Origin of the sequence: Clostridium gelidum (assembly GCF_019977655.1) — a bacterium.
GTDB classification, from domain to species: Bacteria; Bacillota; Clostridia; order Clostridiales; family Clostridiaceae; genus Clostridium; species Clostridium gelidum.
This window is the reverse complement of sequence record NZ_AP024849.1, coordinates 4540177-4554697: the sequence shown is the minus strand read 5'-3', so window position 1 is coordinate 4554697 and position 14521 is coordinate 4540177. Positions and strand designations below refer to the sequence as shown.

Here is a 14521-nt window from a genome sequence, read left to right as displayed (position 1 = left end):
TAAGCGTCAAAGAATCGACGCGTAGCGGTAGTATAATTTAAGTGATAAAATAAACCCAACAGAAAAACTTATATTCTCTGTTGGGTATAATTTTATATAGAAATAATTATTTGGTAGTCTTAACGCGCAGTTCATCTGGAATGCTTTCAGACCATGGCATACATTTTTCTAGTATGTCCATTTCCTTAACTTCTGAATTTGCAAACATTTCAAATAAATATACTAAATACTTTTCCACTGCTAAGCCATTGGCTTTAGCCGTTTCAGTAATACTATAAAGTAATGCACTTGATTTTGCGCCTTTTACTGTCTTGGAGAACATCCAGTTTTTTCTGCCAATTACAAATGGTTTTATAGCTCTTTCAGCTGCATTATTATCAATTTCAAGACATCCATTTGTCAAGAAAGTTCTCATATATGGCAACAACTTTTGAGCATATGCAAGAGCTTTACCTAAAGGACTTTTAGGAAGAGCATTAACAATTTCATTATCTACATATTCTTGAAATTTATTAAGAATGGGTGCAGATCTCTTGAGCCTTATTGCATGTCGATCACCATAATAATCATCACTACATATATATTGTTCCCTTAGATCTTTTTCAACTTTATAAAGTCGCTCACAATAATTAAACCCTTCTATTGCGTGAGACTGCTTTAGAGCTTCGGGGTTTAAGGTTGATATTATATCAAAGAATTTTCTTCGAATATGGGCCATACAATATAGTCTTTTTATATTCTTAACTTTATTATAGCCATCATATCCATCTGTTTGAAGATATCCAGAGAAACCTTCAAGAAATTCTTCAGCACAAGAACCAGATCTTGTTTTCTGATAATCATATAAAATTATATGGTTCTCTATGCCTCCGGAGCGATATAGCCACATGAACCTTTTTGAGTTGGAGTCTTTTCCATTTTCCTCAATAACCTTCACATAAGTTTCATCGGCGTGGATATAATTTCTTCTTAAGAGTTCCTCTTTCATATAATGAAAAACAGGCTGAAGTTCATTTGCACAACTTATTATCCAGTTGGATAATGTCTGTCTTGAAAGATTAACATTCATCATCTTAAAATATGATTCCATTCTATATAATGGCATTGCATATTGATATTTCATGCTCACAACATGAGCTAATAATTCATTTGAAGCCATACTTTTATATAAGAAAGTATTTGGAATTTTTGCAGAAATTATATTGGCTTTATCAGCATCCGCTTCGCAATTTTTGCAAGCATATGTATATGAAATATGTTCTTCTATGTAAAGTTCTGCTGGCTTATATTTTAAAATTTCTTTTGATTTTTTACCGATTATAATTAAATCATTCCCACATTTATCGCAAAATGTTTCAGAGTCAGCAAGTTTATGCTCAATTGTAACTCTATCTAGGCCGGATAGATTATCTTTCTTTCCTAAATGAGAAGATGATTTTTTTCTTGTATATGTAATTTCTTCAATGGAAGGCTCATCTATTTTAATATCACTGTTTTTTTCAGCATCATTAAAAAGTGAGAGCTGTCTTGAATCAACTTGTTCACTAGATTGTCCAAAAATTTTTCTGTTTTTATTAAGGAGCTGTCCTTTAAGAAAAGCCAATTCCTTTTTTAAATCATCAATTTCCTTATCTTTTGATTCAATGTCTTTTTCCATTTTAGAAATCAATAATTTTGTTTTTTTATCAAGTTGATCTTCTAAATCTAAAATATCCATCCCTATACCTCACAACAAATATAGGGGTATTTTACCACAAAACCCTCAATTCCGAAACTTGTAAAAGTTCAAAATTAAGGGTTTACAGCGATATTTGTTTTAAAAGCTATTTCTTACTTCAATTGGCTTAAATTTAGACTTAGTTCTAACTTCATATCCCATAAGCAACCATTTCAATTCCTCTTTGTTGATTTTAAGAGCTTCGTCTGGAGTCATCGGCCATTTCAATTTACTATTTTCAAGTCGGAAATAGTACAGCCAGAATCCTTCATCAAAGTGAAGTATCTTAATTTTATTCATTTGCCTATTGCAAAAAACAAACAAGGCTTTTTCAAACGGATCCAACTTTAGCTGCGTTTGCACAATCACTACTAGTCCATCAATACTTTTTCTCAAATCTGTTATTCCACATGCAAGATAAACTGTATTAACTTTATTAAGATTAAACATTTGTAATCAAATCCTTAAGCAACTTACTCAAAATAGCTATTTCATTAGCCGGTACATATATTTTAGCGGCTCCTATTTCTATTATTATATTAGGTCTATCAGCTGGAACTACGGTGACTTCAGTTGTTACTTTTTCTTCTCTCATTGAAATTGCATGAAACTGTAAATTATTATCTTCATTCTTGAATTTCTTTTTATAGTAATGAAATTGACTTTTAGTAATGTGATTTGCATTGCAGAAAGTTCCTAACGTTCCTTCGTAAGAAGAAAAGGTAGCAACAATTTCTCTCCAATTTATCTTCTCATTATTATTCATGTAAATAAACCTCCATTGTTAAAATCTATGTTAATTTTAACAATAGAGACTTACATTTATCTATCCGTTAATTTTTTTACGCTTACGGAGTTACGTTTCCTATGTCAGTTATGTATCCTACAGATGAGGCTGGAAAGATAGAAGAGCTTGGTCCATTTTGCTTGGACTTATCAATAAATGCAAAACCTAAAGATGACAAATTTCCATTGATAATAATATCTCATGGAAGCGGTGGGGGGAACTTACTTTATAGAACTCTTGCTCATCATTTAGCTTGTAATGGGTTTATAGTAGGAATGCCTGAGCATCCATTCAATAATTTCAATAATAATACATTGGAGGGAACTGTAGAAAATTTAGAAAATAGACCAAGACATATTAACACTGCTATAGATTGGTTTTTTGATAGCGAGAAATTTGTAAGTGTTTTAAAAGCAGATTCTATTTCTATAATAGGTCACTCTACTGGTGGATGTACTGCATTAGCAGTGGCAGGAGGTATACAAACTTCATTGCCTAATGAATCTTCAGATGGAAAGACTAAACAGATAAATGTAGCACATAATAGAAAGATTAATTCACTTGTTCTTCTAGCTCCAGGAACAGTTTGGTTTAAGGATAAAGGAGCTTTGAGTGGAGTAGATATTTCAATTTTAATGCTTGCTGCCGAAAAAGATCAATTCATTCAACCTTTCCATGCACAAATTGTTTTGGACGGGGTTGCGGATAGCAGTAAAGTCGAGTACAAAGTTATTGAAAATGCTGGACACTTCTCATTCTTGAGCCCATTTCCAAAATTTATGATTACGCCAGAGTTTTTTCCAGCACAAGACCCAGTTGGTTTTGATAGAGAGAAGTTTCATAATGAACTTAATATTGAGATATTGGATTTCTTGATGAAAGTGAAGTAAAAAATTAATTAATATATATTTTGCAATTAACAATTGATGCCATTTATGGATAGTCTGTGACCAATTTATGATGAAATCACTATTTGATTTTTTTTAATCTTATTTACAAGATTGTTTTAGGTATGTGTCATAATAATCCCCCGCATGTTGAAATTACTATACAACATGCGGGGGATTATTATTTCAAAATGAATTCATAAAAGCAATAAATTCATTATATTCTTGCTACTGTGAATTTAAATAATTTTGAAAATTTCTAAGAATACATCTATCAGAACTACTCATAATTTTATATTTGTACCATTTTTTATAGTTATCATATCTATATTTTGAAGCTTGGAAAGATAAAGCACAGTAAATCTCAATATCAGATGAAGATCTTATCTTTAATTCATCAAATACTTTCTTAACCTTGTAAGTACCACTGTAATCTTCAATGATTAATTCGGATTTTGCCAATACATTGTTGGAGTCTTTTTCTTCTACTGTTAAAGTAACATTAATCTCTCTAGAAAGCGTATCTGGTTTAGCATAACTTATTTCTGCCACAACAATAAACAATACTGATTCTCCTGAATTAATTATTTCCTTTACTGGACCATTTGGGGTATCAAACATTTCCGTATCAAGGGTTTTTCCTTTAAACTTTTTTGTATCACTATTTATTGACCAATGATACTGTATGTCTTTATCGGTAGTTTCTTCTAGTTTGGGTAGTAATGTTATTCCCTTAACTGAAGACATATAAAGACCATAGGTATCCACATCATTTACAATTGAAACACTAAGTGGTTTAGGTTTGCTAATATTTTTTGGAGCACTACATGATACAAATGAAAATAGTAATAAAAACATTACTAAATAACTTAATCTTTTTATTATAATCTACTCCTTTATATTTTAATTTAACTGGTATGATATCTATTTAAATATAATAGTTTTAAACAATTATCTACAAGGGTGTAGTTACTACAAAACCTTAATTGTTACACATTTTAAGAATATTTAGAATAAGAAAATCATTTATTACTCAATGTTTCTTCTATCAACTTTGGTAATACAGTCATCCTATATACAAAAACCTTCCACTGTCCATTCTCTTTTGAAAGTCCAATGTATCCTTTCCCAACATCTGTTTGTTCGGTATTATCTTTGTTTAAGCTAAACTTTAATTTAGTTTCAAAATTATATCCTGCTTTATTTTCTTTGATATCATAAGAATTTTGGGACAAAGTTAAGTCTGTAACTTGCATTGTATAATTACCTTCAGCACAGCCTTGAGTATTTAAAGTGTTGAATCTGTTTGCAACCAAAGAATTATATCCCTCTTCCGTCATTAAAGATTTTATAGTTTTATCATTGGATTGCATAGTTTCAGCAAGAGCCTGAACATCTTTAATTTTAATTAAATTATTATAGTCATTAATTTTATTTGAATCTACTGTATAAAGTTCTGTTTCAAATTCTTTAGCAACTTTTTGAGCATTGTTTTCATTTGAATTACTACATACAACTAAAATTAATGTAACTAAAGATAAAATACTAAATAATTTTGTTACCTTTTTCATAAATTCCCCCTCATATAAAAACAATGGATTATACAAAATTATCTACTATTATTCATTAAAAATACCATATTATTTATATTATAGACATATATATCAGAATAAACAATTTTAAGTTACTATACTTTTTGAGAAAACAAATAGAGTCAATGCTCCTTCATAAAATGAGTTGAAATGGGCAAGTTAAATCAAAAAAATTCTACGTAAGTAATTACATTTTTATATGCACTTTGTCTAAGTAGGATGCAGTGAAAAACGCAAATTCACTCCCTTGAATAATTACAATTCTGTAATTATTATTTTATTAATTTATAAAAAACTTTTATGAATTTTCTAAAAGTTGCGATAATCCTACTTGTATACTATGCACAGATTTATTAAATTCTTTATTACTTAATATAATAACCACGTATTTTTTATCAGCATTTCTTTCTATAAATGTAGTATATCCTGGTAAACTTCCATCATGAAATATAAGTTTATCTCCTTCACTATCTTTATTAATAAACCATCCATAACCATAATTATTTAAATAAGGAGTAAACATTTCATCTAATGATTCTTTTTTAATTAATTTACCTGCAAATAAAGCACTTTCCCATCTATATAAATCTTCAACTGTTGAACATATTTCTCCAGCAGAGTATGGAAGTGAGCTTTCACAATCAATTGCCTTTGTATATTTATTTGTATTTTCCCATATTACAGAGTAGCCAGTTGCTTTGTTTTTTATAGTAGATTGATTGCTTAAAAATCCTGTTTCATTCATTTTTAAAGGTATTAATATATTTTTTTGTATATAATCTTCATATTTCATTTTTGATACTTTTTCGATTATATCTCCAAGTAATATATAATTTGAATTGCTATATTCATATGATGTTCCTGGATCAAAATTAAGTTGTTTATTTTTAAACACTTCAATTAATTCATCATGAGTATAAGTATGTCTTCCACTTTCCAATGAGTCGATAATCTTACGGCTGTCTGGAATTCCCGAGGTATGTGTAAGCAGATTATAAATTTTTATTTTATCTCCATTGGGATAATCAGAAATATATTTGTTAAGTGTGTCTTGTACATTTAGAAGTTTATTTTCTTGAAGCATTAAGATCGCTGTAGCTGTGAATTGTTTTGTTAATGAGGCAATTTCAAAAACTGTGTGAGAAGTATTAGCAATATTATTTTCATAATCTGCCATTCCATATCCTCTATCTAATAATATATCATCATCTTTTGCAATAAGAATTGTACCACTAAATCCATCTTTTTTAGAATAATCATTCATAGATTTAATTAATTTAGATTGAATTTCCTTGTAATTTGCTTGTGTACTTTCTTGTACACTTGTTCTTTGATTACTTGCACAACCTGTTAATAAGATTGTAAATGTACATATTAAAGTTATTATTTTTAACACAGTTATTTTTATCATTATTAACTCCCCCAACTTTACCAATTTCATTACAACTAAGATTAAATGCGATTACGTTTCCATATCCTAACCTTTAATGTATAAATATAATAGTATTAATAGTGAGGATTAACAACTAAGAACGTTCCAATTATACAATTTATCAATTAAAATGTCTGTTGCAGTTATTTTAAAATATAAATATTTCAAAGAATATATTTTAATTTACTTTGTCAAATCTACAGATTGTGTACTAATTTAATTACCGATAACTTGAATATTTTTTTCTTAAATTCATAAAATAGAACTTGAATCATTTAATACTGCAAACAAATTATGAAAGGTGGCTATAATTGTGAGAAAATTTGCCCTTATATTTTCTGCTTTTTTATTTATATCTTTTAACCTCAATACGGTATTCACAGTAGCTGAAACTAAGCAGACTTTTTCTGAAGGAATTTATAGTCTAAAAGATTTGAATTTGCTAGCAAACGTTCCATATAAAGTTCAAAATGTTTCTGGCGGTAAAGCTTTTATTATTCTACTTAATAATGATCTTGTACTAGAACAATCTATACGTTTTGATTCGAATTCATTACAATATATATTGAATCCAATGTCATATGATTATAAGATTCTAATAGCAGGTACTGATCAATTATCATTTTCTTAAGCAAAAAGTCCTTATTGATTTATATAAGGTTTAAGGACTAGTTACAAAATTAAGTGACTAGTCCTTAAACCTTAAATAGGGGAGTGTCCACTTATAATTTTTAATATAAGAAGATTACGTATTAGCAAAAGACTAATTAATGGGGAGATACAATCTTTAACCCTATAGCTCATCTCATTTCAAGTACACATGCAATAATCAAAATTAACCATTCCGTAAGTTTCACTCCTTGCAATATTTAAAAATTAAAAAAGGCCAAGGCGATATTATATTATGTATTAGTTTTACTAACTATTTAGTAGCTCCTTTGAAATTTCCTCAAATCTTTCATCAGTTATACCAAGTTTTTTATTAAATCTTTCATCTTCCATTCTTGCAACAATTATCGTGCTTGGAGATATTTCATTGATAATATTTTTTATCTTTTGAATTGATGTTTCATCATCGTTATAGCCCTTAATGATAGTAATTTCAAATATAAATTTCCCTTTATATTGTTTATTAAATGAAACCATATTTGAAATATATTCTACTAAAGTATACCCTTCAATAGGTCTTTGGACTTTTTGAAAATCTTCTTCTGTTATTACTTTTATCTCTCCAACTATCTCATCACATTTATTAGCAATTTTTATATATTCATCTCTACCTAGTAAATATCCATTAGAAAGCAGTCTTACAGGTATTCCTTTGGTTTTGACAAGGTCAATAATATCACCAATTTTATCATTTACTAAGGCTTCTCCCTTTGAGTTAATAAAAATTAATTCTGCTTTAGTATTTTCTATCATGCTGTTCAGTTCAACCAAGGATCTATCTACTTTATCAAATGACTTTTGGGTATCTACCTTATTTTGCGACTTTCCAATAGGACAAAATATGCAGTCAAAATTACAATGCTTTTCTGGAAGTATGTTAACTTCCAATACCTTTCTTCCATCTTCTATATAAATATCGTTATAACTGAAACCATCAATAACCGTATTCTCCTTAAATTACTTTATTAATACTTCTTTATTGTTAATATCAAGAATTGAAATCGTACATGTTCCGCCTAAATTATTCTGTACTAAATTATTATTAATCATTTAGCCTCCTAGATTAAAATAATTGAAAATAAAAAAAGCCATAGAAATATTATCACAATATCTCCCAGGCTTTTATCCTTCCGTGTACACAGTTAACTGTGCGTTTTCTCTCGGACCTGCCAGTTACAAACTGCGGAACCCTAGAAAACTTAAATATATAATTAAATTATGATTTACAAGTTTAAAATTGTAAATTGATTTTAGCATAAGATTAATATTAAATCAATATAACCAAAATAGAATTTATTCTTAAACCCTGGTTTCATTTAGAAATAAGTGTACTTATGGGAACTTTAAAATTATTTTCCGAGTAATCCCCAAATATTATTGTTAAAATCATTACCCATGAGAACAACATCTTTCATCATTCATTAAAATTGCTTCGCACTTAATTAGTATGACACAAGAAAAAAATTGCAAATTCAATTTTGAATAATGCGAAATTTTAATTTAATTTTTATTTTTACTAATCGTAATGTAATAACTTGTAAAGCAATGTCATAGAAATTTATAAAAGTAAAAAATTGAATCTACTCTTAATGAATTACAGATATTTCTCCATCACCAGTTATAATTAATGTCTCTCCAATTTCTATAGGACCAAATTTTATATAGTCATTTTCATTACTAAGTATTGCAAACAATATCTGGGCGCCTTTAGAGTTAAGCAATGTAATAGTAACAGGTTTATCTGGAGTTGTAAGTTTAATATTACGATAATACCCCTTGTGTTCAGGAGAAATATTATAGATACCTTGTTTTAAAGTATCTGAAGTGGGAATTTTTTGTGCCTGCGTAACTTCTCCAAACATAAGTAAAGATACTAAAAGAATTATAAAAAATTTCTTTATTTGCATACCGTTCACCTCTTATTATTAGTATTTTCTTTACTAATAGAAATATACACTCTTTTGATATCTGAATTATCAATAGTTTTTGTATCCTTCAATTACTTAAAATTGTGAATTAATTATTGAATATAACATGAACATCGTATTATTTAATTTTCAAAGAACATTTATATACTTTACTTCATTAAAATGATTCCCACTTTCTAAGAATTGCGTAGAAAAAAATATTGCAAATTCATCTCTGAATAATGCAATATTTCAATATGTTATTTATTTTTATTAATTTATAATGCAAGAATATTGTATCCTATCTAAATTAATTGTTATTTTAGATAATCATTTTAATGATAATTCAGAATTGAATGCTATTATAGCATGTCCTGAAATTTTAACTTCTGTAGGCTCTTTATTTTCTATTTTTACCTCAACATCGATAATCCCTGGCCTTTTTATAGCATCACCTTGTTTAGCTTTAAATTTAAATAAAGAATTATTATGATTAACCAATTTGTGATGAACCAGATATGCACCTAAAGGACCATTCGCATTACCAGTTACAGGATCTTCATTAATACCTATTACAGGAGCAAACATTCTGCCATGTACTAAAATATCGTTATCCTGAGAATTAACTGTGAAAACATAATAGCCATTACACTTAATATCCTTGCTAAGTTTAGAAAGTGCATCATAATTTGGTTTGATTTTATTTAAAGTTTCAATGCTTTTTATACCAACCATAACCTTAGAATGACCTGTTGAAACTACCTGTATTGGATAATCTTCTAGTAGATCGTTATTACTTATATTAAGTGCCAATATAACATTTTTTATATTTATTTCATCAATAATTGATCCAAATTCAATTCTCCCTTGTGTCATAATAATTTTGTAATCATCATTTTCTTTTACTATATCAACAGGTAAAATTCCCGCACCAGTTTTATGATAAACCCTTGACGTAACAAGCTTATTTTCTATAGCACGAGCATAATGAGCTGCAATAGTTGCATGTCCGCAAATTGGCACTTCATTTGTTGGAGTGAAAAACCGTATGTGAACATCGTACTCATCACTATTTGAAGATAGAATAAAAGCTGTTTCAGAATTATTAAGTTCCCTAGCTATTTTCTGCATTTCATCTGTAGTTAATCCATCAGCATTTGTTATTACTCCAGCTGGATTTCCTGCAAATTTTTCCTTAGTGAATGAGTCGATTTGGTATAAATTATATTTCCTTATCATAATTTTCCTCCTGAAGATATTATCAATTTTTATATTGGAAGTTTGTTGATAGTCTCTGTTAATACTTCACTATACTATTATGATTGATTATAACATATTTTGTTAATACCACATTATTGAATTTTTAAAGAACAAGTTTTTACTTACTACACTAAATCTACATTAAACGCTCTTAAAAGGTAGTTTTAACATAAAATAAAACCAGGGTTTATTTTTAAACCCTGGTTTCATTTAGAAGTAAGTGTACTTATGGGGACTTTAATATTATTTTCGGAGTAATCCCCAAATATTATTGTTAAAATCATTACCCATGAGAATCACCTCTTTCATTTATTATTGTGTGCATTATTGAATTAAATATACACCTATATAAAAGTGCGCACTAATAAAAAAAGCACGAAGTGCGATATAAATGAGAAGGATTGTATTCATGTATAAATTCACAAAGGTACTGTAATTGATTATACTATATATTGCAATAAAGTTTTCACATATCTCTTAACCCGCATTTTACAAGCAAATTCTAAAATTCTTAAGTTCTTTAGAATATTAGAACTTTAGAATTCCTAATTGTAAAATCATTATTGAAACTTATATACTAATAAGTTGTGAAAAATATACTATCTAAATAGGGAGAAAGAAACATGGATAAAAAGTTAGATACTATATTGAATGAATTAAAAAATGAAAACAATAATTAATATTTATAGTATAAATATTGTGTTAATAAACAAATTTAAGAGAAGAAAATTTATATAAGGTTTAAGGACTAGTTGCAAAATTAAGTGACTAGTCCTTAAACCTTATAGGGGTGATCGTTCAGCTATAATTCTTAATATAAGAATATTATGGCTTATTTGACTTAGATCTCTTTTCTACCAATTTCATCTGTTAAATATCTGTTTATCTACGGCAACCAATAAATTCATTTTACAGGATAATACGATATTTAATTATTTATTTTCTATTGTAAATACTATACATGTATCAAGTCCAACAATATTAGGTAATCTAATATTGGTTTATTATTAATTATCTATAGTTTTTTCCAGCAACTTATTCAGCAGGCTTAGTTACATGAACTACACCTGCTGGATGTTGCGGTGGTGCATAAATAGAGTATACTTTAAGTGGTTTATTGCCTGTATTGATAACATTGTGCCAAGTGCCAGCAGGTATCATAATTGCAAAGTCATCATAGACGTTTGCTTGAAAGTCTAGACTTTCTTTACTTTTTCCCATTTTAACAATTCCTTGTCCATCCTCAATACGTATGAACTGGTCAATTTTGGGATGAACTTCTAAACCTATATCATCACCAACCTTGATGCTCATCAAGGTAACCTGAAGATTGTTTCCTGTCCATAAACCGATACGGTAATTATTGTTTTGCTTGGTGGCTTCATTAATATTAACTACGAAAGGTTGTGGACCATAATCTTTCAATACAATTGGAGCATTTCCCATTAATCTTGAATTATCCTCCATTTCATCATCAACTGGAACATAATGGTCATAGGAATAAGGGCACGAATAAGTTCTATAATCATTATAAATACCATCTTGGTTATAATCACAATAATGGCATGGATGGAGTCTATGAGTATTATTCATATTGTTTCTTCCTTATATAATATTTCAAATTTATAATATGTTTTAGTTTTTGAAAGTGTTCTTATATTCATTGTAAATACTGCATTATTCAATTTTCAAAGAATATTTTTTATTGGTTACTACACTATATTCTCTACAGATTGTGTAACAATTATATTTAAAGTATATTTATGTTTGATTTTTCGCATTCAATATACGCTATAGGGACAGTAAAGATAATTTCACCTTTTTTACTTGCTATATTATTTAATCTATTTTGGAGATTAAAGAACATACTTCGTAATGGAATAATGCAATAAAAAATCAAATTTAAAATTGGAGTTTATTTGAAAGTTTAAGGAAAGTTTAATAATAGGATACTTACAGAATATGTTATAATTAACAAGAAATATATAGATTCCGCGTAGTAATTGATAATAACAGTCTCTAAAAATTAAGTAATGGAATATTTGTAAAATATATTATAATAAAAGTATAATTTTGATTGGATGTATCAGTTAATATAGTTAATTATTACAGATAAAGAGGAGAGAACGATGATGAAATTTGATGTTAAAAGTATAATTGTAGGATTGGTGATTGGTATAATAGGAGTTTCTATTGTTTTTGTAGCAGTAGGAAAGAAAACAGCAGCTATAAGTGAGAAAGCGGCGGTGGCTGTTACTGCAGCAGAAGAAATAAAATCAGCAGCCATTAATAATGATAAGGTATATTTTAATGGAAATGATATTAAGTTAAAAAAGACTTTAGTTACTATTGTAAAAGAGGGGAGTTCTGAACCCCAATTATATATGCCAATGGACGAATTGCTAGAATACATGCATTTCAAAGTTGAATGGAATAGGAAAGATAATGCTGTGTATTTGACTATGAATGGTCAGAATAACCAAGAGAACCCAGAGGTTACACCTAATATTTCAGAAAATGAAACAAATACAGAATCTATAGAAACTACGAAGAGAATCCAAAAAGGCATAGATATTACAGCTGATGCTTCAAACAATGAAATAGATGCAGAAGCTATAGAAACCATGAAGAAAACAGGGAATTGGGGTTATATTGAGAAGTCTCTCCCACATATGACTGCTAATGGTATAGAAAAAGTTGTAGAAATATATAACTCAAAGCGTGCGAATTCATCTGAATATAAAAAAGCAACTGATTATATAAAGAATTAAATTAATATGAAAAATAATAAATTAGAATATCACATTTTAATATTGGATTTTATTATATTACGTAAAAAAGCAGTATATCGCTACTGCTTTTTTTATGATTAAATTTCAACACTGTGTTAAAACATAGACAAATTTTGAAGAACATTTTACTAGGCCAAATAAGAATATTGCGTACTATGTAAAATCTATATCCATTCCACAATTTCTTTCATAAGCTTTCTTGGTCGTGGATATGGAGATTGGTTTGGATATCCGATTGCCACTGCGGCTACAAGTTCTTCTCCACGATTTAACCATGAACATATTTCTTTATCACAATAAAAAACATCGCAGATCCAAAGAGTTCCCAGTTCAAAATCCAATGTTGCTAAAAGGAGTGTTTGTACAGCGGCACCTATTGATTGAGTATCAGTTAGCAATCTATAATGATTATAATCTTCTTCAAAATTAGAAAATGCATTAAATACTAAAACTACGGCTGATGATTCATTAATGGAATTTATGCTTAACTCAAAACTTCCAGTGGACTTATTTTCTTTCTTATGCTGATTTAATACATTCTCCATAATATTTACTAATTCATATTTTTTTCTGTTTTGAAGAACAACGAACCTCCATGGTTGACGATTTTTACCTGAAGGTGCTTTAGTTGCTAATTTTAATAATTCATCTATTATTTCGTTTGGTACTATTTTATTTTTAAACTTTCTTATACTTCTTCGTTCTTCTATTGCCTTTTTTACATTCATATTACTTCTCCAAACATGGGTTAACCTTTAAGACCATTTGTTTGTCGTTCCATATTTTCTATAACAATATCATGAATATCACCTAATGAAGCACAATATTCTAGCACTTTCCATGGAGTATTTGTGTGAAAATGTATTTTTATTAATTCTTCATCTCCAACTGCAAGTAAACAATCACCTTCAATATTTTTGGTAATATAGTCGTTTATTTTATCTTCTGAAAGATTTTCTCCCTCAATTAATAACTGGGTATCAAATTTGTATTCAAGCATAATTATTCTCCTTGTATACCAATATATTTTGTATTTTGCTGGTTACTACTAATATGTTTTTTTCATCATTCATGTTTGCTTCCTCCCTACTATATAAATCAAACTACAGAATTTAGTAGTTTTACGCAGAAAAAATATCGCAAATTCATTTCTGAAGTAATGTGATATTTCAATCTGTTATTAATTTTTATTGATTCACATAATAAAAATATTATGATTTATTTCTTTTAACTATTAGTGGTACAACATTTATACAGATAGAACTTAAAAATGCACCTACTATAATACTTATATAGTTATGCTCGCCATATTTATCATTCAACAATTGTTTTTCATACTCAAATGAAAATACAAATAAAAAAAATATCAAAATCAAAATAGTTTTAATATATTTGTGCATTCTAGTATTAACAAATAATTTGTTATGAAAATCAGTCTTTTTAATTATCCAATTAAAGATACCGTAAAAAACAGAGAA

15 protein-coding genes and 1 riboswitch are annotated in these 14521 nt (G+C 28.2%); of the genes, 3 read left to right on the top strand and 12 right to left on the bottom strand.

Going from position 1 to position 14521, the window contains the following annotated elements; genetic code table 11:
* Nucleotides 1-106: 106 nt before the first annotated feature.
* The 3 genes from tnpC to tnpA form a co-directional block, all read right to left on the bottom strand.
* On the bottom strand, nucleotides 107-1717 hold the full coding sequence (tnpC, locus tag psyc5s11_RS20920; RefSeq protein WP_224033632.1) for an IS66 family transposase: 1611 nt from the start codon (nucleotides 1715-1717) through the stop codon (nucleotides 107-109).
* 99 nt (nucleotides 1718-1816) lie between these two features.
* Nucleotides 1817-2167 carry an IS66 family insertion sequence element accessory protein TnpB gene (tnpB, locus tag psyc5s11_RS20915; protein WP_224033073.1) on the bottom strand — a complete coding sequence of 117 codons (351 nt, stop codon included), beginning with the start codon at nucleotides 2165-2167 and terminating at the stop codon, nucleotides 1817-1819.
* On the bottom strand, nucleotides 2160-2483 hold the full coding sequence (tnpA, locus tag psyc5s11_RS20910; RefSeq protein WP_224033074.1) for an IS66 family insertion sequence element accessory protein TnpA: 324 nt from the start codon (nucleotides 2481-2483) through the stop codon (nucleotides 2160-2162). Before tnpA ends, tnpB begins: the two co-directional genes overlap by 8 nt.
* 101 nt (nucleotides 2484-2584) lie before the next feature.
* On the opposite strand from tnpA, the gene psyc5s11_RS20905 reads away from it, so the two are divergent.
* Nucleotides 2585-3394, top strand: coding sequence for an alpha/beta hydrolase family protein (locus tag psyc5s11_RS20905; RefSeq protein ID WP_224034408.1), 810 nt, complete (start codon nucleotides 2585-2587; stop codon nucleotides 3392-3394).
* 225 nt (nucleotides 3395-3619) lie between these two features.
* Here the strand turns inward: psyc5s11_RS20905 and psyc5s11_RS20900 are convergent, their stop codons facing one another.
* From psyc5s11_RS20900 to psyc5s11_RS20890, 3 genes are all read right to left on the bottom strand, one after another.
* Nucleotides 3620-4249: a hypothetical protein gene (locus psyc5s11_RS20900; RefSeq protein ID WP_224034407.1), complete on the bottom strand. Its 630-nt coding sequence runs from the start codon at nucleotides 4247-4249 to the stop codon at nucleotides 3620-3622.
* 164 nt (nucleotides 4250-4413) lie between these two features.
* Nucleotides 4414-4962, bottom strand: coding sequence for a hypothetical protein (locus psyc5s11_RS20895; protein WP_224034406.1), 549 nt, complete (start codon nucleotides 4960-4962; stop codon nucleotides 4414-4416).
* A 319-nt stretch (nucleotides 4963-5281) separates the two neighbouring features.
* A complete protein-coding gene (locus tag psyc5s11_RS20890) occupies nucleotides 5282-6394 on the bottom strand; it encodes a serine hydrolase domain-containing protein (protein ID WP_224034405.1) in 1113 nt (370 codons plus the stop codon).
* A gap of 334 nt (nucleotides 6395-6728) precedes the next feature.
* Here psyc5s11_RS20890 and psyc5s11_RS20885 point away from each other — a divergent pair, with 334 nt between their 5' ends.
* The gene (locus tag psyc5s11_RS20885) at nucleotides 6729-7046 is read left to right on the top strand and encodes a hypothetical protein (RefSeq protein ID WP_224034404.1); all 318 of its coding nucleotides are present in this window, start codon (nucleotides 6729-6731) and stop codon (nucleotides 7044-7046) included.
* A 287-nt stretch (nucleotides 7047-7333) separates the two neighbouring features.
* Here psyc5s11_RS20885 and psyc5s11_RS20880 read toward each other — a convergent pair whose 3' ends face one another.
* The 4 genes from psyc5s11_RS20880 to psyc5s11_RS20865 form a co-directional block, all read right to left on the bottom strand.
* Nucleotides 7334-8023, bottom strand: a complete 690-nt coding sequence (locus tag psyc5s11_RS20880; protein ID WP_224038242.1) for a radical SAM protein — start codon at nucleotides 8021-8023, stop codon at nucleotides 7334-7336.
* A 170-nt stretch (nucleotides 8024-8193) separates the two neighbouring features.
* Nucleotides 8194-8289, bottom strand: a riboswitch (guanidine-I (ykkC/yxkD leader).
* A gap of 381 nt (nucleotides 8290-8670) precedes the next feature.
* Nucleotides 8671-8991 carry a hypothetical protein gene (locus psyc5s11_RS20875; RefSeq protein ID WP_224034403.1) on the bottom strand — a complete coding sequence of 107 codons (321 nt, stop codon included), beginning with the start codon at nucleotides 8989-8991 and terminating at the stop codon, nucleotides 8671-8673.
* A 330-nt stretch (nucleotides 8992-9321) separates the two neighbouring features.
* Nucleotides 9322-10230, bottom strand: coding sequence for a PhzF family isomerase (locus tag psyc5s11_RS20870; protein WP_224034402.1), 909 nt, complete (start codon nucleotides 10228-10230; stop codon nucleotides 9322-9324).
* 1056 nt (nucleotides 10231-11286) lie between these two features.
* Complete coding sequence (locus psyc5s11_RS20865) at nucleotides 11287-11844, bottom strand: cupin domain-containing protein (RefSeq protein ID WP_224034401.1); 558 nt, start codon at nucleotides 11842-11844, stop codon at nucleotides 11287-11289.
* 536 nt (nucleotides 11845-12380) lie between these two features.
* Here psyc5s11_RS20865 and psyc5s11_RS20860 point away from each other — a divergent pair.
* Nucleotides 12381-13022: a hypothetical protein gene (locus psyc5s11_RS20860; RefSeq protein ID WP_224034400.1), complete on the top strand. Its 642-nt coding sequence runs from the start codon at nucleotides 12381-12383 to the stop codon at nucleotides 13020-13022.
* Between the two features lie 185 nt (nucleotides 13023-13207).
* Here psyc5s11_RS20860 and psyc5s11_RS20855 read toward each other — a convergent pair whose 3' ends face one another.
* Together psyc5s11_RS20855 and psyc5s11_RS20850 are read right to left on the bottom strand one after the other, a co-directional pair.
* On the bottom strand, nucleotides 13208-13771 hold the full coding sequence (locus tag psyc5s11_RS20855; RefSeq protein ID WP_224034399.1) for a nitroreductase family protein: 564 nt from the start codon (nucleotides 13769-13771) through the stop codon (nucleotides 13208-13210).
* A 20-nt stretch (nucleotides 13772-13791) separates the two neighbouring features.
* Nucleotides 13792-14043, bottom strand: coding sequence for a kinase to dihydroxyacetone kinase (locus psyc5s11_RS20850; RefSeq protein ID WP_224034398.1), 252 nt, complete (start codon nucleotides 14041-14043; stop codon nucleotides 13792-13794).
* Nucleotides 14044-14521: the final 478 nt, after the last annotated feature.

What these genes read in the sequence shown, in the direction of transcription:
- psyc5s11_RS20850 (WP_224034398.1), bottom strand. Translation starts at nt 14,043, where the DNA reads ATGCTTGAATACAAATTTGATACCCAGTTATTAATTGAGGGAGAAAAT.
- psyc5s11_RS20865 (WP_224034401.1), bottom strand. Translation starts at nt 11,844, where the DNA reads ATGAATAATACTCATAGACTCCATCCATGCCATTATTGTGATTATAAC.
- psyc5s11_RS20895 (WP_224034406.1), bottom strand. Translation starts at nt 4,962, where the DNA reads ATGAAAAAGGTAACAAAATTATTTAGTATTTTATCTTTAGTTACATTA.
- psyc5s11_RS20900 (WP_224034407.1), bottom strand. Translation starts at nt 4,249, where the DNA reads ATGTTTTTATTACTATTTTCATTTGTATCATGTAGTGCTCCAAAAAAT.
- psyc5s11_RS20870 (WP_224034402.1), bottom strand. Translation starts at nt 10,230, where the DNA reads ATGATAAGGAAATATAATTTATACCAAATCGACTCATTCACTAAGGAA.
- psyc5s11_RS20855 (WP_224034399.1), bottom strand. Translation starts at nt 13,771, where the DNA reads ATGAATGTAAAAAAGGCAATAGAAGAACGAAGAAGTATAAGAAAGTTT.
- psyc5s11_RS20860 (WP_224034400.1), top strand. Translation starts at nt 12,381, where the DNA reads ATGATGAAATTTGATGTTAAAAGTATAATTGTAGGATTGGTGATTGGT.
- psyc5s11_RS20890 (WP_224034405.1), bottom strand. Translation starts at nt 6,394, where the DNA reads ATGATAAAAATAACTGTGTTAAAAATAATAACTTTAATATGTACATTT.
- psyc5s11_RS20905 (WP_224034408.1), top strand. Translation starts at nt 2,585, where the DNA reads ATGTCAGTTATGTATCCTACAGATGAGGCTGGAAAGATAGAAGAGCTT.
- tnpC (WP_224033632.1), bottom strand. Translation starts at nt 1,717, where the DNA reads ATGGATATTTTAGATTTAGAAGATCAACTTGATAAAAAAACAAAATTA.
- tnpA (WP_224033074.1), bottom strand. Translation starts at nt 2,483, where the DNA reads ATGAATAATAATGAGAAGATAAATTGGAGAGAAATTGTTGCTACCTTT.
- tnpB (WP_224033073.1), bottom strand. Translation starts at nt 2,167, where the DNA reads ATGTTTAATCTTAATAAAGTTAATACAGTTTATCTTGCATGTGGAATA.
- psyc5s11_RS20875 (WP_224034403.1), bottom strand. Translation starts at nt 8,991, where the DNA reads ATGCAAATAAAGAAATTTTTTATAATTCTTTTAGTATCTTTACTTATG.